We start from the raw sequence: 22,032 nt of genomic DNA, 5'->3' as shown, positions 1-22,032 counted from the left end.
CTTTACTCATGAATGAGCAAAACAAGCGTATTAGGACCAATGAGATAGTGTCACCCCCTATCGGCCTTAGCAGCTTCCCTACGCCGCCACTAAGCGGATCAGGTTATAAGGGTGTTTCTCAGCCGAGTAATCACTCTGGCACCCCTAGCTTGCGGCGAGAATATCATCAAAGCATTCAAGACTACAATCAAAAAAGCAAACTAGACACTCGCGTTAACTCGACGAGTGTTGAATGATTTCCAAGGCTCTGACGTCCTGCCATGAATCTCCTTGCCAATTCATGATAAAGCCGCAATGCCCTCCATGATCGGTGATGGTGACGTGCAGATCAGTATTGTCGGCCATCATTGAGGCTCCCTCAACGGGTATGATCATGTCGTCCCTGGCGAAATGTAAGTAACAAGGACAGATTGTCTTTGCTAGCTTGTCGCCATCAATGGCATAAGCGTCAAAATAGCTGCTCAATTCGGTAAATCCAGTGTATTTGGGAATAAGAGCGTTGTTCATTTCATCCAGTGTTTTAAAACGCTCCAGCTCATCTCCAAACTCAAATTCAGGCCAATGTTCCAACTTTTTACGTAACGAGGTGCGCCATTTTTTCACAAAATACTTGCCATATAGGCTATTGCGTTTTTCATTTAAGACTACGTTGCTTTGGGCAGCATGAACAACTGGACAGAAAGCGATAACTTGCTCTAACTCGATGTTTTTATCATGTGCATTAGCGGCAACACGTAGGCTGAAGTTACCCCCCAATGAAAACCCAATTAGACTTGTCGACCTATAGTCGAACCGCGCCTGCAAGTCTTCGATGGCACACATTACTTCCTCAATCATGGTTGAATTAAAGACTTCTCTGTTCAAGTGATGAGTCTCTCCATGATCACGCATGTTTAACCTAAATACGTCATAGCCATTTTGCAACATCGTTGCGGCCATTGACTTCATGTACGTTGATTCATGGCTGCCTTCCCAGCCATGAATCAAGATAACCAATCGGTCGGCGATGCTTTCCTTTACCCGATTATAGTACCCTTCAAGACGCACACCGCTGCCACCATTGAGCATCAACGATCGCTGCTTGCTTTGAAAACGACTAAACCGCTTATCTCGGTTCCTCTTTCGCGGCCCTTGACTAGACAGTATGGTTTGAAAATGAGCGTTCTTTAACCCAAAAGGTGGTACAAATGGCGTCAGTGGGACATTACGCTTTTTACTAATTTCAGCTGATTGGGACATTTTTCGATGGCTCGGTGATAAACTTAGCTTTGACTGAGGGCTAAGGCTGTAAAAACATGAATCAATTTGTTCGACCTATTTTGCGACGCGCTAGAGTAAAGCCGTTTTCACTGATAATGCAAGTACGTGCTGTGTTATTGATCGGCGTATTTTTGTTAACAGGGGTTTCTCAAACGACAATCGCTAAAGATTATGTCGTTGAGGTTATATTATTTGAAAATTCGACTCAATCGAGTGTCACCGAACCTCACGCTTACGAGCCCCCCAAAAAGCCTAAAACAAACGCTCAAGCTTGGTTACTTGAGACTCAGCTACTCAACGATGTCGCTGAAAAAATCCACTCATCGGAAGATTACGAACTCAAACACCATTTTGCATGGGGACAAGAAGCCTTGCCTTTTAGTCGATCTGCAACCTACACCGTAATCGAACAGGACACTCAAGGCTACATTAAAATCTACGCAGACCAACTACTCTTTGCGAACATCGACCTAGATTTCAATGGCTTTCGTATGATTGAAAAGCGACGACTTAAACTAAATGAACGGCACTTTTTTGATCACCCCAAATTTGGAATTCTGATGCAGGTAAGTCGATTACCCAAAACGCCCGAGACGCCGAGCTTAGCAGAAAGCCAGTAGTTCTCTGAGCAAGCCTGATGACATCACGGCTTGCTTTTCATTAAGAGAACTAGGAATGAACGGTCGCCTAAACGTTAGGGCTATGGCAGCACTTTCATAAACGGCTTTACCGTCACCTTAGAGAAGACCCCACCCGTTAGATACGGGTCACCGTTCGCCCAACGCGTGGCTTCTTCTAAACTGTCAAAATCAACAATCATGATGCTGCCTGAAAAGCCAGCTTCCGTTGGCTGATTTAAACGCTGATTGGATCCGCCTTCTGCTAGCGGAAAATCTTCGACGGGGTTCGGACCGGCGGCCAAAACACGCCCCACTTTACTAAGTTCTTCGATTCGCTCTAAATGCGCAGGTCGAAGCTCTTTCCGCAAAGGCAAGCTGTCGGGCACATCCTCACCGATAATGGAATACCACATTTAATTCTCTCTACTGTCGATGATTAATGAAGCATGCCTTGCGCGGCTTGCACATCTTCAACACGCTCAACCTGGATATCTCGGTATCGTTCAATACCGGCTTCAACCATGGAGTGAGCTATGTCTATTTTATCTTGAGGCATTAAGTCTTGCACCTCGTCTGAAATACTGATTGTTACCAGTGGTTTTTCAGGCTCGTCAGAACGACGCAATGCGATGTCGCCGTTTTCTAGTTGGACTAGCTCTATTCTTGATTCTGTCATCTTTATTCTCCGCGCAGACCTCACCCGTACTGATGCGTCGCTGCAAGGTTTGGTTTATAGTGATGTTAGAAACGAAACACAAGAGATATTAGGATATTATTCGTGAAATTATGGAAAAAAGGTCTTTTAGGCGCCCTGATAATAGTTTCGGCTTACGTTGTGTTTGTGTTTATACAAGTAAGCTCGATCAGCGTCGAACGGCTTGAAGAAGATCTATTTGTGATTCGAGGCATTGGAGGCAATGTGACCGTTCTTTCAACGGACAAGGGAACCGTGGTTGTCGACAGCATGACGTTTCCGATGCAGGGGCGACTCATAAAGCAAAAAGCAGAAGAACTGACGGGCGCCAAAGTTTCGCTGCTCATCAATACGCATTACCACCTAGATCACACTCATGGCAACCCAGGTTTTGACCCCGGCACTCAAGTCGTCGCAACCGAAAGAACGCTTTCGCACCTTAAAGCCCTGGACGCAAAGTTTTGGGAAGGGGATGCGGCACTGCTACTTCCGAATACCACCTTTAGCGACCACCGCACATTTGATTTAGGCGATAAGACCATCAGTGTTCAACATGTTGGACGAGGCCACACGGATGGCGACCTAATCGTATTTATCGAAAAATATCAAACAGTTGTCATGGGAGATCTGTTTTTTAATAGACATTATCCTAATATCGACCTTGAAGCAGGCGGTTCAGTTGCGGATTGGCCATCAACCTTAGACAAAACCATGGAATTAGGTTTTAATCGAGTCATTCCAGGCCACGGAGCAACCACAAACAGGGAAGGCTTACGACAGTTTAGATCGTTTATGCAAGAACTGGCTGATGTAGGCGCGCAAGCGAAGCGATCAAACGCGAAGCTTGCAGCCACGTTAGAAGCGACAAAGCTGACGACAAATACCGGTTACGAGGAAATATCCTTTGCAGGCATTCCTCTTGGATTAACTCGGGACTTTGTCGTCACGAGAGCCTGGGAAGAAGCAACGGGTAATTTTGAACGGCGCAATTGAATTTACTGCGCCTACGTTGCCACTGTTAATACACATTTAGACACTACTCGCGTGCCATACATTAAAGCCATATTTTTCGATTTAGACGAAACCTTGATAGAAAACCGCATGTCCGTTACGGAGGTTTTTGGTCGCATGTTTTATGACTTTAGTCAGCAGCTGGGCGCATCAAATAAGTCTTTATTTTTTGGAGAGCTGCGTACGCGTGCGCAATCTCTTTGGTCGGAAATGTTTCTGTCAGATGAGAGTCCAGAACAACAATTAGTGCGCTGCTTCACCCAGTGCATTCTTGCTACTAACGCCGTTGCTCCTGCCGCGTCCAACCGGATGGCTAAAGACATGCTGGACCATTTCTTATCCCTCAGTGCAGGCAACGTCCACTTTCAGGATAACGCTGAAGCCGTTCTTAGCCAATTACAAGACCAAGGCTACATCACGGGCATTATCACAAATGGCATTGAGCAAATACAGTTAGGCAAAGTCCGAAAGCTCGGCCTGAATGAAAAAGTACACCACGTAACGGTCAGCGCGCAGGCCAGGGCACACAAACCTTTGCGCCCAGTGTTTGACCTTGCCTTAACGCGGGCCGGGGTTAATCCAGAGGAATGCTGGATGATCGGCGATCACCCCACTAACGACGTCGCAGGAGGCATGAGAGCAGGAATGGAGGGGGTTTACTACAATCCTAAATTTCATTCTTTAGAGACAGCCTTCGCCGACCTAATTGAGCGCCCTAACTACACAATCAATGGCCTGTCTGAACTGATAGACCTATTGAGCTAATCCGACATTACCGTTCGACGTCCTAATTCATGATTTTTAATGAGCAAATCTCCACAGGATTTTTAATTCACGATGTGGCTCGCGTTAGACGCAACATCGTCAACAACGCTCTGGCTCACATAGGTTTGACTCGCAGTCAGCGTTGGGCCTTAGCGTACATCGTAAGAGCGGGCAGTAAAGGGGTTATTCAAGCTGACCTAGCTCGCACCATGAACGTCGGTAAAGTGAGTGTAGGAGCCACAATAAAACATCTTGAATCGGCGGCCTTGATTGAGCGCACTCAAGACCCTGATGATTTGAGGGTAAAGCGCGTAATCGTAACGGATAAAGGCTTGGATGCCACGATTCAAATGACCGTCATTGTAGAAAAGTTAAACAAAGCATTTTGGAAAGGCATCAACCCCGAGAAAATCGCCGAATTTGCTGAAACCTTAGAGGTGATGATGGGTAATATGCTGGAAATCGATGGCGACCAAAGTTAGCCACTACTCTCTGAACTCTGCTTCAGTGAGTTGAGAGTCCTCTGTCTTTCTCGCCGAGTCAGCTTCAAGCTCCCAGGCTAAGAAACGTTCTACCTCCTGCTTTACCGCGCCAAAGGTCCAGGCTAAAAGTGCCGCGTCATCGGTCAAACCAAATACAGCAATAAAATCTGGGAGCGCGTCCAACGGCATAACAAAATACACTAACGCCGCAGTGATTTTAACGAGATTTTCAATCGCAACGTCCTTATATTCCCCTTTGGCATAAGCGGTCACCAATCTAACCATGATTTTGATGCTTTCGACCGACTTGCTGATCGGGCCAGAGCTTGCTCGGTCACTCTTTCGAGCTACACGCTCAACCAACCCGAGTAGTCGTTTGGGACTCTCCAATAAAACTGTGACGGTCTTCTTAGCCCTTAAATAGGCTCTGCTTTTAAGCCACCTATTCGGTTTTGAATCACCACTCATTAATTCACCCGTGCAAAAACGCAATCAAAGACATCGAATGGTTCCTTATCGTATTAACGTACCGACGCCTTTATCCGTCAGCACTTCCAATAACAAAGCGTGGTTAACTCTCCCGTCTATAATATGAGATGTTTTTACGCCGTTCAATACGGCCTCTAAAGCGCAATCAACTTTCGGCATCATCCCACCCTTTATTGTTCCGTCGGCTTTCAATGACGCCACTTGATCAGCGTCGAGCCCAGTTAAGAGTTCGCCACTTTTATTCAATACGCCAGGCGTATTTGTCATCAGAACCAGCTTTTCTGCCTGTAATGTGCTCGCCAGAGCACCCGCAACAGAATCAGCATTAATATTGTAGGTTTGCCCGTCTCGACCGGAACCAATAGGCGCAATGACCGGAATGAAATTCTTTTGCTCGAGCGTCCTCACCAAGCTGGCGTCTATGCTTTGTACCTCACCGACGTGACCATAATCAACATCAGGCTTACCAGAACTGAGCTTTCGGGCACAAATCATATCACCATCTTTGCCACTCAAACCAACCGCATTTCCTTGGTGTGAATTAATAAGCTTTACAATTTCTTTATTGACTAAACCTCCAAGCACCATCTCAACCACATCCATTGTTTCCGCGTCAGTAACTCTTAAACCGTCGATGAATTCCGTTTGCTTGCCCACGCGTTCCAGGGTGCCGGAAATTTGCGGACCACCGCCATGCACCACCACAGGATTCATTCCCACGACTTTAAGTAACACCACGTCACGTGCGAAGCTCTCCTTAAGGGCGTCGTCGATCATCGCGTTGCCACCATACTTTATGACGATGGTCTTACCATGAAACTGTTGGATGTAAGGTAAGGCTTCGATCAAGATCTGCGCAACTTGTTGAGTATGATCTAATTCCATTATGTTCATTCGAGAGTGTTTTTTATAGACTAAGGCTGACAGAGCACAGAGTATATCATCGCCATCGCCCCTAATTTAGATAGCCAGACACACCCTCAGTGATTTATTTTTAAAAAAGCTACTTGATTATTAAAAATTCAGAAGGAAATTGTATATTTACACGTAATATAGCTACTCGCTCTCCTATAATGTCAGTAATAATTGGTGTGACGACCAATCTTCAACGCTATTATTCAAAGCCGTTAGGACTGAAAACAATAAAAATCCAAAATAGAGGCACTTACGTGAATCCATATTGCCTGTTTTAGCATCTAAAGACAGAAGCGCCAATGAAACGAATTCACCAAGGATATCTCAGCTACAATGACTATGACTAACCACCAAACAAGAAAATCTGTCGCCACTACTTTAAAGTTATCAACGATTAGCTTAGCAATCGTGTTAGCGGGTTGTGCGTCACGCATTCAAGATTTGCCAGAATCGCCCGAGATAGCGATACCGCAATCATTTGATCAGGCAAACGTTGCAGTGGCTTTACCGTCAGAGACATCGTCAACACAAAAAGAAGAAGAGCAGCCGGTCAAAGCAGGTTGGGTCAGTAATTTTGGTGATGCCGATTTAAACAAACACGTACAAAAGGCACTTCAAAATAACCCAGACCTATGGAACTCAGCCTCTCAACTGCGTAATGCCATCGAGCAAGTAACGGTCACTGGTTCAGCCCTTTGGCCTAGCCTCAGTCTTTCCGGGACGGCGAGCAATACTGACAGCACGGAAGAAACCGATGCTGACGGTAAATCAAACAGTGAAATTCGCAGTATCGGTGGAACGCTTGATATCAGTTGGGAGATAGATGTTTGGCGCAAACTAAGCGAACGTAAAAAAGCCGCTGCTCTAGGCGCGAAAGCTCAAACCGAACTGTTCAAAGCCGCTGAACTGAGTTTGGTCGCTAACGTGAGTCGAGCTTGGTTCAACGTAATAACCAATAAACTGCAATTGGATTTGGCTCAGCGTCGTCTAGACAGTTTTGAGCGCACCGCCAATTTAATCGAAGAAAATTACGAACGCGGCCTGCGTTCAGCACTCGACGTATATCGAAGCCGCACGGACGTACAAGTCCAACGATCCTCTCTTGCGGACTCAAAATTTAATTACCTGCGTTCTCTAAGAGCGTTTAAAACTCTATTGGGAGAATACCCAGATACCTCATTGGCCTTCAACGCCAAGCTTCCTGAGATTACTGATTCCGTTGGCACAGGACTGCCTGCCGAATTACTGTCGAGGCGACCTGATCTAAAAGCCAGCCAATTGAACTACGAAGCCAGCATTGCGAATGCTAAAGCGGCACATCGAGACCGTTTTCCTGCACTCAATTTTACTGGAACAATCGGTGAAAGCCGTGACACGATCAACAGTCTCTTTGACCGAGACAATATGATTGAGCGCTTTATATTAAATCTGACGCAGCCTGTCTTCGCCGCGGGTTCGCTACGATCACGAGAAGAACAAGCCTATAACGATGCCGAAGCCGCTTACGCCAATTTAGTTAAGACATCACTGACCGCGTTTGAAGAAGTTGAGAACACGCTTTCTCAAGAAACCTTACTCAAACAGCAATACGCTGCAACTAAGGAAGCCGTTAAACTGGCGCAAGGCGGACTAAACCTGGCTCTCGACCGTTACCAGTCAGGCATTGAAAACTACAACACGGTTTTGGATTCCCAACGTAGCTTGTTCAACTCAATGAGCAACGAAATCAACATCCAGAATGCGTTGTTGCAAAACAGAATTGGCATCCATTTGGCTTTAGGTGGCAATTTCAGCAACGAAGTTAACCGAGACTCTCTCGCCCAACTTCCTAGCCCAATGAATAGCAGTGCCGCGGACGAAAATGTTCCTGTCATCAGCAAACCCGACAATTAACTTAAACCGACTTGGGCCGCTGAGCGGCCTGGGGACACTTGATAAATTCCAATGAGTGACGACTTCGAATTAAACTATCCTCAAAATGAAGAGGAAAAAGACAGCTTTATCAGCAAATTTGGCAAGGTAATAGGACTTATTTTTGCCCCTATTATGATGGCACTCGGTTTTATGCCACGCAAAGCTCGAATTATTGTCACTATTGTGGGTATCACCGCACTTCTGATCTTTATCCTAGGGGCGCTTCAGCCAAAGGCTCAAAAGCGCAAGACACCCGACACCATTGTAAAAGTAGAGGTAGTTGAAGCCACCCGCAGTGAATACCCGATTGTGGTTAACACTAATGGAACAATTCAAGCCGACACCCGTGGAGGGTTAGTCTCGCAAATACGCGGTGAAATCGTTAAAGTTTCCGACAACTTCAAAAATGGAGGTGCTTTTGAGGCCGGTGACGTGCTCATCGAAGTCGACCAAAGAGACTATCTGGCCGAAGTCAGTCAAGCCCTGTCTGCCGTTTCGCAAGCAAAAGCCTCTCTAGAACAAGAACAAGCACTGGCAAAGCAAGCTAAAACCGACTGGGAAAGATTGGGCAATACAGGACCTGCACCCGCTTTGGTGGCGCGCAAACCTCAATCCGCGGCTGCTCGCGCGCAGCTTGAATCGGCTAATGCTCGCTACCAAACAGCAAAACTAAATTTAGAGCGTACGAAAATCAAAGCCCCCTACACAGGGCGTGTAATTAATCGTAACGCGGTTCTCGGCCAATACGTCGGTGTTGGAACACAACTGGCCGAAGTATTTGCAACCCAAGGCGTTGAAGTGCGACTGCCGGTAAGCCAGATCGAATACACACAATTAGGGCTCGACCAACTTGGCACCGATCAGGCTCAGCAATTCAAAGTTACGATCACCAGTAAATTAGGGTCCAACAGTTATGCTTGGGACGCTTTTGTAACACGAGCCGACAGCACATTTGACTTAACAACTCGGCAGATAGACGTTATAGCCGAGGTGGTCGACCCATTTAGCAAGGATGGTTCACAACCGCCGCTAAAGATTGGCCAATTTGTCAATGCCAGCATTCAAGGCAAGACACTTAACAATGTGATTACGGTTCCCAATAAGTCACTGCGTGAAGGGAGCTATGTGTTTACTTCTCAAGACGGGATTTTGGTACGAAGCCCGGTAGCTCTGTTATGGCAGGACGACAAAAACGCCGTGATTGAACAAGGGCTCGAGGATGGCGATATTGTAGTGACCACCTCTCTTAACAGCACGCTGGCTGGGGCAAAAGTTAAGTTTGATCAAAGCCAGATTGCATCTACTCCGGCAGAAGAGTTGATACTCGAAGAGAATACTGACGTAACAGACGTTGCACCAGTTGACCCTATAGAAAGTGCCACTTCGGCTGAGGGTGAAAGCGCCAATGATGGCTCAGGCGAAGTCGTTACCGCGGCTGCAGCTGTCGAGACGTCCGACGCAGCGCTGGAAGAAAACACAGAACAAGTGATTGTCGAAACGGTTTCAGAAGCGGATGTTAAGAATGAAACCGACCAAAGCAATGTAAATACGCCAGCTCCATCGTCAGAGACAAACGCGACCTCGCCCATCGGCCAATAATCACTCCCTCGCGGAGTCCAGTAAGGTGAAAGTAAGATGATTGAATGGTTTGCCCGCAATCCTGTTGCCGCTAATCTATTGATGATTACGATTGTGATCGCTGGCTTTGTGTCGGCGTCACAGTCAATTCCTCTTGAAACATTTCCATCTTTTGAATCAGATAGAATCACCGTAAGCACGCAATTTCGTGGCGCAACGCCAAAAGCCGTCGAGGATGGCATCACAACACGAATTGAGGAAGCAATTTACGATCTAGAAGGCATCGATAAAATTGAGTCCAGGAGTGCGGAAGGCGTATCCTCCGTGGTGGCTGAAGTTGTTTCTGGATATGACCGCCGTCAAATTTTAAGTGACGTAAAGCTACGAGTAGATGCGCTGAGCACGCTTCCTCAGACGGCTGAAAACCCCGTCGTTTCAATAAATCAGCGAAACTTTGGCGTGATTTTTCTGGGTGTTATGGCCGACCCTTCGACCACTATTTCCAAGAAAGCATTGCGTCAAGCCGCTGATAAAGTTCGCCAAGACTTACTCTTGGACCCCAATATTTCAGTCATCGAATACGACGGCGCGACAAACTACGAGATCAGCATCGAAGTCCCGTCTAATGTTCTCGATGCGTATAACCTAAGCCTCGCTGACATTGGTCGCAAAATCAGAGAAGGCTCGGCTGACATATCCGCCGGGAACATTCAGTCAAGAGCTGGAGACATCCTAGTTAGAACCGATGGACAAGCCTATAGCGAATCCGATTTTGCTCGAATTCCAATTGTCAGTGACGGCGCAGGCAACCCCATTCGACTTGGTCAAATCGCAACCATACGCGACGGCTTTGAGGAACAGCCCCTAGTTACGTTGTTTAATGGCAAGCAGGCCGTAATGTTAGAAGTATTACGAGTTGGCGACCAAAGCGCCATTAAGGTGGCTGACGCTGTCCATGCTTACATAGCCAATAGTAAAGATACCCTGCCCTCTGGAATATCTCTTGAGTTTTGGGATGACGATTCAGTTGTTGTTCGAGACCGTCTTTCCACTCTTGTCAGCAGCGGCATCCAGGGTGGTATTCTGGTACTTCTCTTGTTGTCGTTGTTCTTACGCCCCGCGATAGCCTTTTGGGTCTTCTTAGGCATTCCAGTGAGCTTCATGGGAGCGCTGATTTTCATGCCTTTCGTTGATGGAACGTTCAACGTCATCAGTCTGTTTGCCTTTATCACGGTGTTGGGGATCGTCGTAGACGATGCCATTGTCACGGGGGAGAATATCTATCGGCGCATGCGAGAAGGCGAAGACTCGTTAACAGCAGCCATCACAGGCACTAAGCAAATTGCACTCCCGGTCACTTTTGGCATATTGACAACCGTGGTCGCGTTTTCACCATTAAGCAATATGGGAAATACACGTCAGGCGTTCTTGGCAGCACAGATCCCCATGGTGGTGATTCCCGTGCTATTGATGTCACTGGTGGAATCAAAGTTCGTATTACCAGCCCATTTAAGCCATATCAAGCCTCGTAATGAGGCCGCGAAAGAAAATTGGCTAGCGCGCGTTCAATTGAAAATTTCACGCGGCTTCGAAGAGGCCATTATTCGCTATTACCAGCCATTTTTGGAACGCTGCCTAGACAATAAAGCCATAACGCTTGCGCTCATTTTAGGGGTATCAGCGGTGGTTACCTCTTACGCTCAATTTGGCCATATTAAATTTACCTTTTTCCCGCGAGTACAGTCTGAAGAAATCAGGTTCTCTTTAACCATGCCCGATACCACTGGGTTTGAGACGACGCACAAGCACGTGCAAACCATCACGCGAACGGTTCAAGAGATGCAGGAGAAATACCGTGACCCTGAAACTGGGGTGTCGGTGATTCGCCATGTATTTTCAACCAGTGGCAGCTCGGGGCGCACCAATAAAGCCTCTGTCGGACGAGTCAGTGTCGAGTTGATCCCTCCTCCTGAGCGTCATATTGAAATCAAGGCTTCGGAGCTGGCCAGTGAAATCCGTAAAACCATTACGCCTCTCATTCCAGGGTTTGAAAAATTAAGTGTCAGAGCAGAATCAGGTGGAGGGCGAAGCCCCATTAACTTAGAGCTGTCTGGCGCCGATTACGATCGTATGGGTGAAGTTGTGAGCTTAATTCGTGAACAATTGGCCGGCTACCCGTTTGTCTATGACATTCAGGACAACTTCACGGGTGGAAAAGAAGAACTGAATATTGAATTGAAACCAGCGGCCTATGCTCTTGGCTTAAGTCTATCTGATGTAGCATCTCAAGTGCGCAATGCTGTTTTCGGATTCCAAGCTCAACGAATTCAACGCGGCCGTGACGAGCTAAGAGTTATGGTGCGCTACCCGCTAGAAGAACGGTCAGCCATCGAAGACCTCACTCAGCTTTCAATTAAAGTACAAGGCAGCTCGACAGAGCTCCCCTTGTCCGACATTGCCGAACTCTCAGCAAGCACCAGCCCGACAACGCTCTATCGATTAGACCGCAAAGGAATTCTTAATGTCACGGCTGACATTAACAAAGAACGCACGGATTTGCCCGCGATCATGCGCGATCTTCGCGCATTCATGAATGAGGTCAAATCCAGCTATCCGGATGTGAACGTCACCTATCGCGGGGAAGCCGAAGAACAGCAGAAATCGAGTTCGAGCCTATTGAGCGGGCTATTTATCGTTTTAATCCTGATCTACGCGCTACTGGCCATTCCGTTTAAGTCTTACGGCCAGCCGTTTATTGTGATGTCCGTGATTCCGTTTGGCGTTGTTGGCGCAATCTTAGGGCACATCATCGTGATGAGAGACTTATCATTTTTAAGCATTGTAGGCATGCTAGCCTTGACCGGCGTCGTCGTTAACGACAGCCTTGTTCTGGTGGATACTATCAACCAAAAGCGGAAACAAGGTGCCTCTGTGATGGAAGCAATATCACAATCAGGCGCCATTCGTTTTCGTCCAGTATTGTTGACGTCGTTGACTACTTTCGCGGGCCTAACCCCGCTTCTTCTAGACTTCAGTACGCAAGCTGAGTTTTTAAAGCAAATGGCAATATCGTTGGGTTTCGGTATTCTGTTCGCCACCATCATCACGTTAATATTAGTGCCAATTAATTACTTATTGGCCTACCAAGCTAAACACGCCGTGCTGCGATTCTGGAATAAGCCTGATTCTCCAGACTCAAAATCACGTTATTCATGGAGTAAGTCATGATTGAATGGTTCGCTAAAAACCACGTAGCCGCCAACCTGTTGATGATTGGTATCATTATTTCCGGGGTACTGGCGCTCAAGCGAGATATTCCCCTAGAGCTTCTGCCGGATTTCGACCTCGACACAATTACCATTACAACGGTTTTGCCCGGTGGTAACCCCACATCAATCGAGCAAACGGTAACGTCTCGTATTGAAGAGTCAATTGCCGACATCGAAGGCCTAGAGAAAATAGGATCTCGAAGTGCTGAAAATATCTCCACCGTTTTCGCTGAAGTCGATCCGGACTACAACAAACAGGAAGTATTAAGTGACGTAAAGATTCGAGTGGATGCTTTAACGACATTGCCGCTTGATGCCGAGCGTCCAATCATTCAAATCGCCGAAGTGCCTATTCAGGTAATTGGCATAGCGGTTTACAGCAAAAATCTGAATTACGACCAGCTATTTGATCTAACGTCTGAAATTCGTGAAGACCTGCAACAGCAAGATGGAATCACTCGGGTTGGCCCTCTCCAGGCACCGCCACGCGAAATTCATATCGAGATCGCACCGAATACGCTCAAACAGTTCAACTTAACATTGGCCGACGTGGGCAATGCAATACAGCGAAATTCCGTTGATATTTCGGCCGGAAACTTAAAGACCCGTGACGGTGATATTCTTATACGCACCAACGGACAAGCCTATCAAGCTGAAGAGTTTCGGCGTATTCCCGTCACTAATTCAGGTGACAGAGTGGTCTATTTAAGCGACATCGCTCGCGTCATCGATGGCTATCAACTCACTCAGGTTGAAACCGAATACAACGGCGAACCCGCCCTCACGTTCGAAGCCTTCCGTGTCGGCAAACAAAGCACGATTGATATAGCCGAAATTGTGAAGGGCTTTATCGCTGGATATCAAGACAGGCTCCCACCAGGTGCGAAGTTAGGCACCTATGGCGATACCTCGACGGTAGTTGAAGGAAGATTGTCTACGCTAATCACAAGCGCATGGCAAGGCGGACTTTTGGTCATGATATTGCTGGCTCTATTTTTACGGCCAGCCGTTGCATTCTGGGTTGGGATAGGAATTCCAGTATGTTTTCTTGGCGCCTTCTCACTGATGCCACACTTTGGGGTATCGCTGAATATGCTGAGTATGTTCGCGTTCTTAATTGTCTTAGGAATTGTGGTCGACGACGCTATTGTGACGGGCGAAAATATTTACCGACATATGCGTAACGGCATGCCGCCCCAAAAGGCCGCTATTTTTGGTACCCAAGAGGTCGCCACTCCAGTGACGTTTGGCGTGGTCACTACGATGGTAGCTTTTGCACCATTGCTCGCGATAGATGGTCCTCTGGGCAGCTTTGCGAAGCAAATACCTTTGGTAGTCATTCCCGTTTTAGCGTTTTCACTGATTGAATCCAAACTGATTTTACCTGCCCACATGAGCACCATTAAAGCTCGGGATGAGGGAGACATTAATATGCTGGGGCGTGCGCAGCAAAAGTTTTCTCGAGGATTCGAAAACGCCATCATAAAAGTTTACAAACCGTTTTTGGGAAAGTGCGTCAATAATAAAACCATTACCGTGGTCTCGGCCATGTGTGTCTTTGCAATCACGGTATCAATCACGCAATCAGGCTGGCTTAGGTCTTCCTTCGCACCGGAATTTGAAGATAACGCGGTTTTCGTAAGACTTTCAATGCCATCGACTACTGGCTACGACACCACCAAAAAATACATACATCGTATCGTTGAGTCCGCGGAGAAAATTCAAGATGAATTCATCAGCCCTGTTACCGGCGAGACACTGTTTAGGTACAACGTATCGGTTACTGGCTTAACCTTTGATGGCGCAGGGCCACCCTCATTTGGCACCAACAAAGGCATTGTGATTATTGAAGTTGAATCTGACAAAGAGATCACTGGAAACTTCTCGATCAAAGACGTACAAAAACGGCTGAGAGAAGAAATTGGCGACATTCCTGGAGCGCAAAAGCTCAGTTTGTCGTCAAACTTTAATGATGCCGGCCGACCTGTCGAAATCGCCATTTATGGAAACGACGTTGAATTACTAAATTCAGCGGTGGAAGACATACGGACTCACTTATCCGCATATGATGGTGTGTTTGATATCCAAGATAACCTGTCCTCTGGCAAAGAAGAAATACAACTCGAAATTCTTCCTTTGGCAGACTCATTGGGGTTGTCATTAGCTAACATTTCCAATCAAGTTCGCCAGGCTCTTTTTGGCTTTGAAGCGCAACGAATTCAGCGTGGACACGATGAAATTAAAGTCATGGTCCGCTACCCATTACAAGACCGATCTTCGATGAACGACATCGAAAATTTACCGGTTAGCGTGACAAATAGCTCAAACACCGTTCCGTTATCGCAATTAGCCTCTTTCAGTTCAACAACCAGCCCATCTTCAATCTATCGAGAGGACCAAAGACGAAACGTGGCAGTCAGTGCCGACATTGATCGACAGGTCGTGAACGAAGGAGAGCTTAATAAGGCACTGGTCGAATTTTTGGAAGGGTATTTTGCGGCTCAACCAGAACTAAGCTACAGCTTGGAAGGACAGGCAGAAAGTGAACGCGAAGCAAACGCCAGTTTTCTTCTCGGGTTTATTCTGGTGATACTCGCAATTTACGCCTTGCTGGCAATACCATTTAAGTCGTTCTCGCAGCCTTTTATTGTCATGTCGATAATTCCTCTAGCTATCGTGGGAGCGATAATCGGACACATCTTACTTGATCTGTCGTTCTCTATGTTGAGTGTGATGGGCATACTGGCTCTCACCGGCATTGTTGTAAACGACAGCTTGGTACTGGTGGATTACATTAATAAGCAAAGAAAACGAGGCGAGCCAATTATGACCGCGGTACTCACCGCTGGCGAAGTAAGGTTTAGGCCCGTAATGCTGACTTCGTTGACCACGTTCGTGGGTTTACTGCCTTTAATGACGACAACTGATACTCAGTCGCAGGCCTTGGTTCCTATGGCCGTGTCACTTGGGTTTGGTATCTTGTTCGCCACACTTATTACCCTAGTAATCGTGCCTGTGAATTACCTTATATTCCACCACATTGGGATTTGGTGGAATAAAGAAGACAAACCAAAACAAAATGACACAGACACTGGTAGCCTGATTACCAGCTAATGTTCGATTGGCTAAGTCGATATCAATTGGACTTAGCCAATCAACGATCTTTGGCTCCCACCCTCAAGACCAAATCCAGCGTCACGGTTCTCTTTTGCTCGGAATCACCCCACCACTCGCCAGCGTTGACATAAGCTTCGCGAATTGGCGAATCGCCATGCTCATCAATGAAGCGTCGTACGGCTGAAAACGTACCGATGAAATCAAATAGCTCATGCAAAGACCAGTCCATGTTTATCGTGAACCTTGGCGCCTCCAATAAGTCAAACGGAAAGTCGACGTGGCTGTAGTTATCCCAAAGAAGTTGATTTTGCGGTGCCCAGAATGAGTCCACGACATCCAGCACTTCGCGTTGAATCAACGAATCGACCTCATCGCTGGTCCTTGGAAGGTTGTACCCAAAGGCTGCGAAAATTCCTCCTGGCTTCAATATTCGCATTACTTCCGGCCAAAATTCTGTAAAGTCAAACCAATGCAAGGCTTGCGCTACACAGATCAAATCCATCGAATGACTGAGTAGTCCGCTGCGCTCTGATTGACAAACTCGGTATTCAATATTTGGATGCGTTTTCGCATTTTCAATTTGCTGACGACTGACGTCGGTCGCAATGACTTGGTCAAAGATCTCCGCCAGTCCGATCGCTGCTTGACCACTTCCGCAAGCACAATCCCATGCGGTGCGCTGTTCAGTCCCTTTTGTGGGTGACCCAGACTTTACACAAAGCCCGGATAAATAGTCATAGAGCGCTACTGGATAAGTTGGCCTGGCTCGTGAATACAAACTCGATTTATCACTGAATAATTCGTGGTGCGACATACTGCCTCAAGAGGTTTGGTTATTAAGTGACTTGCAGTTTAAGAAAACAAAATTTAAAGTAAATATTGATCAATACAATCAATGTATATTCTTATGACAGCGCCACGCTTTGAAACGTCCGAAAGGGCATGCGAGAGACTCAACATCAACCCTCAAACATTGTACGCCTACGTAAGCCGCGGGCTAATTTCTACCAACCCACATCCACGCGATTCTCGCAAAAGACTCTACTCATCAGCGGACATAGACTTGCTACACACGCAACAAGAAAAGGGCCGGTCGAGACACGCCATCGCCGCTTCGACTCTTGATTTTGGTGAGCCAATACTGCATTCGAAGCTCTCAAGCATACGTGGAGGCCGTTATTACTATCGAGGAGTGAGTGCGATCACACTTTCTGAGTCATCAACTCTCGAGGATATCTTTGAGATGTTATGCAACACCAAAATAACTTCTCAACCGCGCGTCGTCTCCTCTGAACTGATCATGCCCGAATCAACGGTCTTTGCGCGGATAGTCGGCGTTTTAGCTCATCAAATGAAGACTTCTGGCACCCATGGAAACAAACAAAACGCCTATTATCTCCTACGATTACTGTCATCAAACGCGGCCAAAACGGCTGAACTCTCAGCGCAAGAACCCGTGCACGAGATGTTAGGACGATCGTGGTCAACGCACCCTCAGGCGCCTGATTTAATACGCCGGGCACTCGTTCTCTGTGCTGATCATGAGTTGAACGCCTCTACCTACGCTACGCGCGTGACCGCCTCAACAGGGGCTTCTCTTGCGGCTTGCTTAATGACGGGTGTTTCCACTCTGTCTGGCAGCTTACACGGAGGGCTCACAGATCGATGCCTAAGATGGATGAAAGCGCAGTGTAAGCAGTCCCCCCCAGAATTGACGCCTTCCTCCAAATTCGATCCACCAGGTTTTGGGCATCGGCTTTACCCAGAAGGAGACCCTAGACCACTGGAGATTCTAAAACATTGCAAAGAGCCGGAATCATGGAAAACTACTCGAAGCCAAATTCTTGATCTTTACAATACGCATCCAACGCTCGATTACGGCCTGGCGTTATTAGAACATGAGCTGAATCTACCCAAAGGAGCTGGCTTCGCTATATTTGCAATCGGTCGAAGCGTAGGTTGGCTGGCTCATAGCTTTGAGCAGCGCAAAACGGGCGCTCTGATCAGACCACGTGCATATCAAAACAAGCCATCTTGAGTCTTGCTTAGGTTCGCCGTTCAAGACCGGAGACCTTGCACGCAAGCAAAATGCCATTCTTATGGCGGTTTAACCGGCAATACAGAGGGACATTCGCTTGATCGAAACAGCAACATAAAAAAGCCCTGTAAAACCAATTACAGGGCTTTATCTTCCGCAGCTCAACTCGATTACAAAGGCCATACTGTGTGGCAGCTAAGACCGTTTTAAGGCATAGTCCAGCCCATTCAGTGAATCACCATGCTTCAGAGACAGCAGATTAGAGGCTTATTTTGCAAGATCAAAACGATCCAACATCATCACTTTAGCCCAAGCGGCAACAAAGTCTTCAGCGAACTTTTGTTGCGCGTTATCGTAAGAATACACCTCGGCAATGGCTCTGAGCTCGGAATTGGAGCCAAAGACCAAATCAACGGGCGTCGCCGTAAACCGAGCTTTACCCGTGTCTCGATCACGTCCTTGATATACGCCATCTTCATCGGTTTTACTCCACTGAATCGCCATATCAAGTAAGTTCACGAAAAAATCGTTGTTCAACGTTCCGGGCTTATCTGTCAATACGCCATGAGTCAGGCCCTGGGCGTTCGCGCCCAATGACCGCAGCCCACCAATCAGCACCGTCATTTCTGGAATCGTTAAGTCAAGCTGATCAGCTCTGTCTACCATCATTTCAGTCGGTGAACGATAACTTTGCCCTGCATTGTAGTAATTGCGAAATGCGTCGGCACTTGGTTTTAACAGCGCAAAAGAACTTAAATCAGTTTGTTCCTGAGTAGCATCACCTCGCCCTGGTGTGAATGGCACATCTATATCAGTACCCGCCTTCTTTGCCGCCTCTTCCACGCCAACAGCACCGGCTAATACGATAAGATCGGCCAGAGACACCGCGGCTCGTTTCGATTTTTCATTAAAATGCGTTTTGATCGATTCAAGTTCCGCAATAACCCGCTTGAGTTCATCCGGATTGTTTACCTCCCAGGAATTCTGTGGCAAGAGAGCCACACGAGCCCCATTTGCACCACCGCGCATATCACTGGCGCGATAACTCGATGCCGATGCCCAAGCCGTACGAATGAGCTCCGCTGGCGATAGTCCAGATTCCAACACCTTCTCTTTTAATGCCTGAACCTCGCGTTTTCCCAAGTTTTTCGAAGCAAGTCCAGAAATAGGATCTTGCCAAATCAGCTCCTCTTTGGGAGCAGAGTTCTTAAGGTAACGATCTCTAGGCCCCATATCCCGGTGCGTCAATTTGTACCAAGCTTTCGCAAAAGCCAGACGGTACTCTTCAGGGTCATTTAAAAAACGTTGTGCTATTTTTTTGTATTCCGGATCGAATTTCAATGCTAGGTCTGCGGTTGTCATCACTGGAGGATTACGTTTTTCCTTTACGTGCGCGTCCGGTACCGAGCGGTGTAACGACTCATCGGATGGTATCCATTGAATCGCACCGCCGGGGCTCCGCGACTCTACCCAGTCGAAGTTAAGTAAATTGGACAAGTACAGTGTCGTCCATTTAGTCGGAGCCTGAGTCCATGCGCCTTCAAGACCGCTGGTTACCGTATCTTCCGAGTGGCCCTTACCACACTTATTTTTCCAACCTAGACCTTGATTCTCCAAAGACGCCGCGGCAGGATCCGCTCCTACGCAATCTCCAGGCTTATGCGCGCCATGCATTTTTCCGAACGTGTGTCCTCCAGCAACTAATGCCACGGTTTCCTCATCATTCATCGCCATGCGACCAAACGCCACTCGAATATTTTTGGCTGAGCCAACAGGATCAGGCTTTCCCATCGGCCCCTCTGGGTTCACATAAATCAATCCCATGTGTGTTGCTCCAAGTGGGCGTTTCAGCTTGCCATTTTTATCTTTACGATCACTAGCAAGCATTTCCACTTCTGGCCCCCAATAAACTAAGTCTGGCTCCCAGTCATCTGCACGACCACCTGCAAAGCCATAGGTTTTGAACCCCATGTTTTCCAAAGCAACATTTCCGGCAAGGATCATTAAATCTCCCCAAGAAATAGACCGTCCATACTTTTGCTTAATCGGCCAAAGTAGGCGCCGAGCTTTATCCAAGTTGCCGTTATCGGGCCAACTATTTAGAGGATTAAACCGCATTTGTCCGCCATCACCGCCACCGCGACCATCCAAGGTTCGATAGGTACCCGCTGCGTGCCAAGACATTCTGATAAAGAACGGCCCGTAATTACCAAAATCCGCTGGCCACCAATCTTGTGATGTGGTTAACAATTCATCCACGTCACTTTTTACGGCTTTCAAGTCCAGCTTATTGAACGCTTGAGCGTAGTTGAAATCTTGACCCAACGGGTTTGATCTTGCGTCTTGATCTCGCAGTGACGTCAAGTCCAACTGATCTGGCCACCAAAATTGATTACTTTTAGCGACGTTAGACGAGCTACTGTGCGCAGAGACAGACTGCTTATCAGCGCCATGAGCGGCGTTAACTTGTGGAATGGAAATAGCGGCGATTGCGATGGTGGTCAATACAGGAAACGTCTTTTTAAACATTTGGAGCACCTTATGATAGTTGATGGGTTGCGGCTTATCGTTTTACGAGTTCAACCTTGCAGGATCATCAAATACGGCTTGAGACAAAGATAGGTCACCAAACCCCAATATCCTGCGCGATAACGTAAAACACGGGCCTTATTAAACGTCGCTGGCCAACGATCAATTCACCGTAGTGGTATTTCTATTCAACAAATAGCCAGTAACTTGGCGTTTAGAATAGTAAATTTGAACGGCAAAAATAATTCGTTTATCCCTATCGAATTAATAGGCTCCGACTATATATTTTACATATGTGAGATAAAATAAGCTTTCTCTCAGCCGTTCCCTTACTTAATAATCACTCGTATTCAGCACCGACTTTGCGCCCCAATAGTCCTCGAAAGGCCTCCTGTGGTGTCATACGCCCCTCAATAACTTCAAAGACATCAGTCGCTATGGGCATCTCTACTTGATACTTACGCGCCAACTTCATGACCGTAGGCGCACTCTTAACTCCTTCCGCCACCATGACCATATCCGCTATAATTTCGTCAATCTGACGTCCATTTCCCAATTGCACACCCACTTGATGGTTACGGCTTTGAGGGCTTATACACGTTGCCAGCAAATCACCCATTCCTGCCAAGCCAGCGAACGTTTCCGCCTTTCCGCCAAGAGCAACACCAAGCCGAGTAATTTCAGCCAGACCACGAGTGATTAATGCTGATCGAGTATTATCGCCAGCACCCAAACCGATCCCCATGCCCACGGCAATCGCAATAATGTTTTTAAGCACCCCACCTAGTTCGCAACCCACGACGTCATCACTGCTGTAGACCCGAAAAAGTCCACTGTTAAACACCTTTTGAAGTTCGGTTGCAATGTTATCGTCATCGGTGGCCACGACACTCGCCGCTGCCTGCCCAGCCATTATTTCTCTGGCCAAATTAGGTCCAGTTAAAATGCCGACAGGGTGCCTGGGAAGCTCATGCTCTATCACTTCCGTCATCCTTAAGTCAGACCCTTTCTCAAGCCCCTTCGTCAGACTGATCACAGGCACCCAAGGGCGTAAGTGCGGCCTAACGTGCTGCAGAACGTCACGAAATGAGTTTGACGGCACTCCCATGACTAAAACATCGGCTTCCTTTACCACGGTCGCGACATCTGCGTGAGCAGTCACATTGCTGGGAAGAACCGCGCCTGGTAAATATTTCTCATTGGTGTGCTGTCGGTTAATTTCATCCACGGTTTCCGAAGACCTAGCCCACAGAGACACATCAGTATTCTGCGCCACTAAAGAGGCGACTGTGGTCCCCCAAGAACCACCACCGATCACACTTACTTTCAATTTATTCATCGACTAATTTTT

General features: G+C 47.2%; 17 protein-coding genes and 1 riboswitch. Of the genes, 9 read left to right on the top strand and 8 right to left on the bottom strand.

Annotated features, from left to right (window positions below):
* Positions 1-58 precede the first annotated feature (58 nt).
* A riboswitch (TPP riboswitch) is annotated at positions 59-156 on the bottom strand.
* A 57-nt stretch (positions 157-213) separates the two neighbouring features.
* Entirely contained in the window at positions 214-1,239 is a 1,026-nt protein-coding gene (locus tag ABWW54_RS11685; protein ID WP_353412452.1) for a YheT family hydrolase, read from the bottom strand.
* Between the two features lie 56 nt (positions 1,240-1,295).
* Here ABWW54_RS11685 and ABWW54_RS11680 point away from each other — a divergent pair, with 56 nt between their 5' ends.
* A complete protein-coding gene (locus ABWW54_RS11680; RefSeq protein ID WP_353412451.1) occupies positions 1,296-1,880 on the top strand; it encodes a CsiV family protein in 585 nt (194 codons plus the stop codon).
* Positions 1,881-1,960: 80 nt separating this feature from the next.
* On the opposite strand, the gene ABWW54_RS11675 is transcribed toward ABWW54_RS11680, so the two are convergent.
* The gene (locus ABWW54_RS11675; protein WP_353412450.1) at positions 1,961-2,293 is read right to left on the bottom strand and encodes a YciI family protein; all 333 of its coding nucleotides are present in this window, start codon (positions 2,291-2,293) and stop codon (positions 1,961-1,963) included.
* A 23-nt stretch (positions 2,294-2,316) separates the two neighbouring features.
* Positions 2,317-2,556, bottom strand: a complete 240-nt coding sequence (locus ABWW54_RS11670) for a hypothetical protein (RefSeq protein WP_353412449.1) — start codon at positions 2,554-2,556, stop codon at positions 2,317-2,319.
* Between the two features lie 102 nt (positions 2,557-2,658).
* Here ABWW54_RS11670 and ABWW54_RS11665 point away from each other — a divergent pair, with 102 nt between their 5' ends.
* From ABWW54_RS11665 to ABWW54_RS11655, 3 genes are read left to right on the top strand one after another with little or no spacing between them, the layout of a single operon-like run.
* Positions 2,659-3,567, top strand: a complete 909-nt coding sequence (locus ABWW54_RS11665; RefSeq protein ID WP_353412448.1) for an MBL fold metallo-hydrolase — start codon at positions 2,659-2,661, stop codon at positions 3,565-3,567.
* Positions 3,568-3,618: 51 nt separating this feature from the next.
* Positions 3,619-4,350 (top strand): HAD family hydrolase, encoded by a 732-nt coding sequence (locus ABWW54_RS11660; RefSeq protein ID WP_353412447.1) that lies wholly within the window; start codon positions 3,619-3,621, stop codon positions 4,348-4,350.
* 29 nt (positions 4,351-4,379) lie between these two features.
* Positions 4,380-4,832, top strand: a complete 453-nt coding sequence (locus ABWW54_RS11655; RefSeq protein ID WP_353412445.1) for a MarR family winged helix-turn-helix transcriptional regulator — start codon at positions 4,380-4,382, stop codon at positions 4,830-4,832.
* A 3-nt stretch (positions 4,833-4,835) separates the two neighbouring features.
* On the opposite strand, the gene ABWW54_RS11650 is transcribed toward ABWW54_RS11655, so the two are convergent.
* Entirely contained in the window at positions 4,836-5,300 is a 465-nt protein-coding gene (locus ABWW54_RS11650; RefSeq protein ID WP_353412443.1) for a YkvA family protein, read from the bottom strand.
* Between the two features lie 45 nt (positions 5,301-5,345).
* The gene (gene argB / locus ABWW54_RS11645) at positions 5,346-6,206 is read right to left on the bottom strand and encodes an acetylglutamate kinase (protein ID WP_353412442.1); all 861 of its coding nucleotides are present in this window, start codon (positions 6,204-6,206) and stop codon (positions 5,346-5,348) included.
* A 363-nt stretch (positions 6,207-6,569) separates the two neighbouring features.
* On the opposite strand from argB, the gene ABWW54_RS11640 reads away from it, so the two are divergent.
* Genes ABWW54_RS11640 through ABWW54_RS11625 form a run of 4 tightly spaced genes read left to right on the top strand, consistent with a single transcriptional unit; the run spans position 6,570 to position 16,111 of the window.
* Positions 6,570-8,129, top strand: a complete 1,560-nt coding sequence (locus ABWW54_RS11640; protein WP_353412441.1) for an efflux transporter outer membrane subunit — start codon at positions 6,570-6,572, stop codon at positions 8,127-8,129.
* Between the two features lie 51 nt (positions 8,130-8,180).
* On the top strand, positions 8,181-9,749 hold the full coding sequence (locus ABWW54_RS11635; protein ID WP_353412440.1) for an efflux RND transporter periplasmic adaptor subunit: 1,569 nt from the start codon (positions 8,181-8,183) through the stop codon (positions 9,747-9,749).
* A 36-nt stretch (positions 9,750-9,785) separates the two neighbouring features.
* Positions 9,786-12,956, top strand: a complete 3,171-nt coding sequence (locus ABWW54_RS11630; protein WP_353412438.1) for an efflux RND transporter permease subunit — start codon at positions 9,786-9,788, stop codon at positions 12,954-12,956.
* Complete coding sequence (locus tag ABWW54_RS11625) at positions 12,953-16,111, top strand: efflux RND transporter permease subunit (RefSeq protein ID WP_353412437.1); 3,159 nt, start codon at positions 12,953-12,955, stop codon at positions 16,109-16,111. Before ABWW54_RS11630 ends, ABWW54_RS11625 begins: the two co-directional genes overlap by 4 nt.
* Positions 16,112-16,151: 40 nt before the next feature.
* Here the strand turns inward: ABWW54_RS11625 and ABWW54_RS11620 are convergent, their stop codons facing one another.
* Positions 16,152-16,928, bottom strand: coding sequence for a class I SAM-dependent methyltransferase (locus tag ABWW54_RS11620; protein WP_353412436.1), 777 nt, complete (start codon positions 16,926-16,928; stop codon positions 16,152-16,154).
* A gap of 93 nt (positions 16,929-17,021) precedes the next feature.
* Here ABWW54_RS11620 and ABWW54_RS11615 point away from each other — a divergent pair, with 93 nt between their 5' ends.
* Positions 17,022-18,152: a citrate/2-methylcitrate synthase gene (locus ABWW54_RS11615; RefSeq protein ID WP_353412435.1), complete on the top strand. Its 1,131-nt coding sequence runs from the start codon at positions 17,022-17,024 to the stop codon at positions 18,150-18,152.
* A 267-nt stretch (positions 18,153-18,419) separates the two neighbouring features.
* Here the strand turns inward: ABWW54_RS11615 and katG are convergent, their stop codons facing one another.
* Complete coding sequence (katG, locus tag ABWW54_RS11610) at positions 18,420-20,681, bottom strand: catalase/peroxidase HPI (RefSeq protein WP_353412434.1); 2,262 nt, start codon at positions 20,679-20,681, stop codon at positions 18,420-18,422.
* Positions 20,682-21,021: 340 nt separating this feature from the next.
* Positions 21,022-22,020 (bottom strand): NAD(P)H-dependent glycerol-3-phosphate dehydrogenase, encoded by a 999-nt coding sequence (locus tag ABWW54_RS11605; RefSeq protein ID WP_353412432.1) that lies wholly within the window; start codon positions 22,018-22,020, stop codon positions 21,022-21,024.
* Between the last annotated feature and the right edge of the window lie 12 nt (positions 22,021-22,032).

It is taken from the genome of Arenicella sp. 4NH20-0111, from assembly GCF_040366405.1.
In the GTDB taxonomy this organism is placed as follows: Bacteria; Pseudomonadota; Gammaproteobacteria; order Arenicellales; family Arenicellaceae; genus Arenicella.
This window is presented reverse-complemented; position numbering and strand designations above follow the sequence as displayed.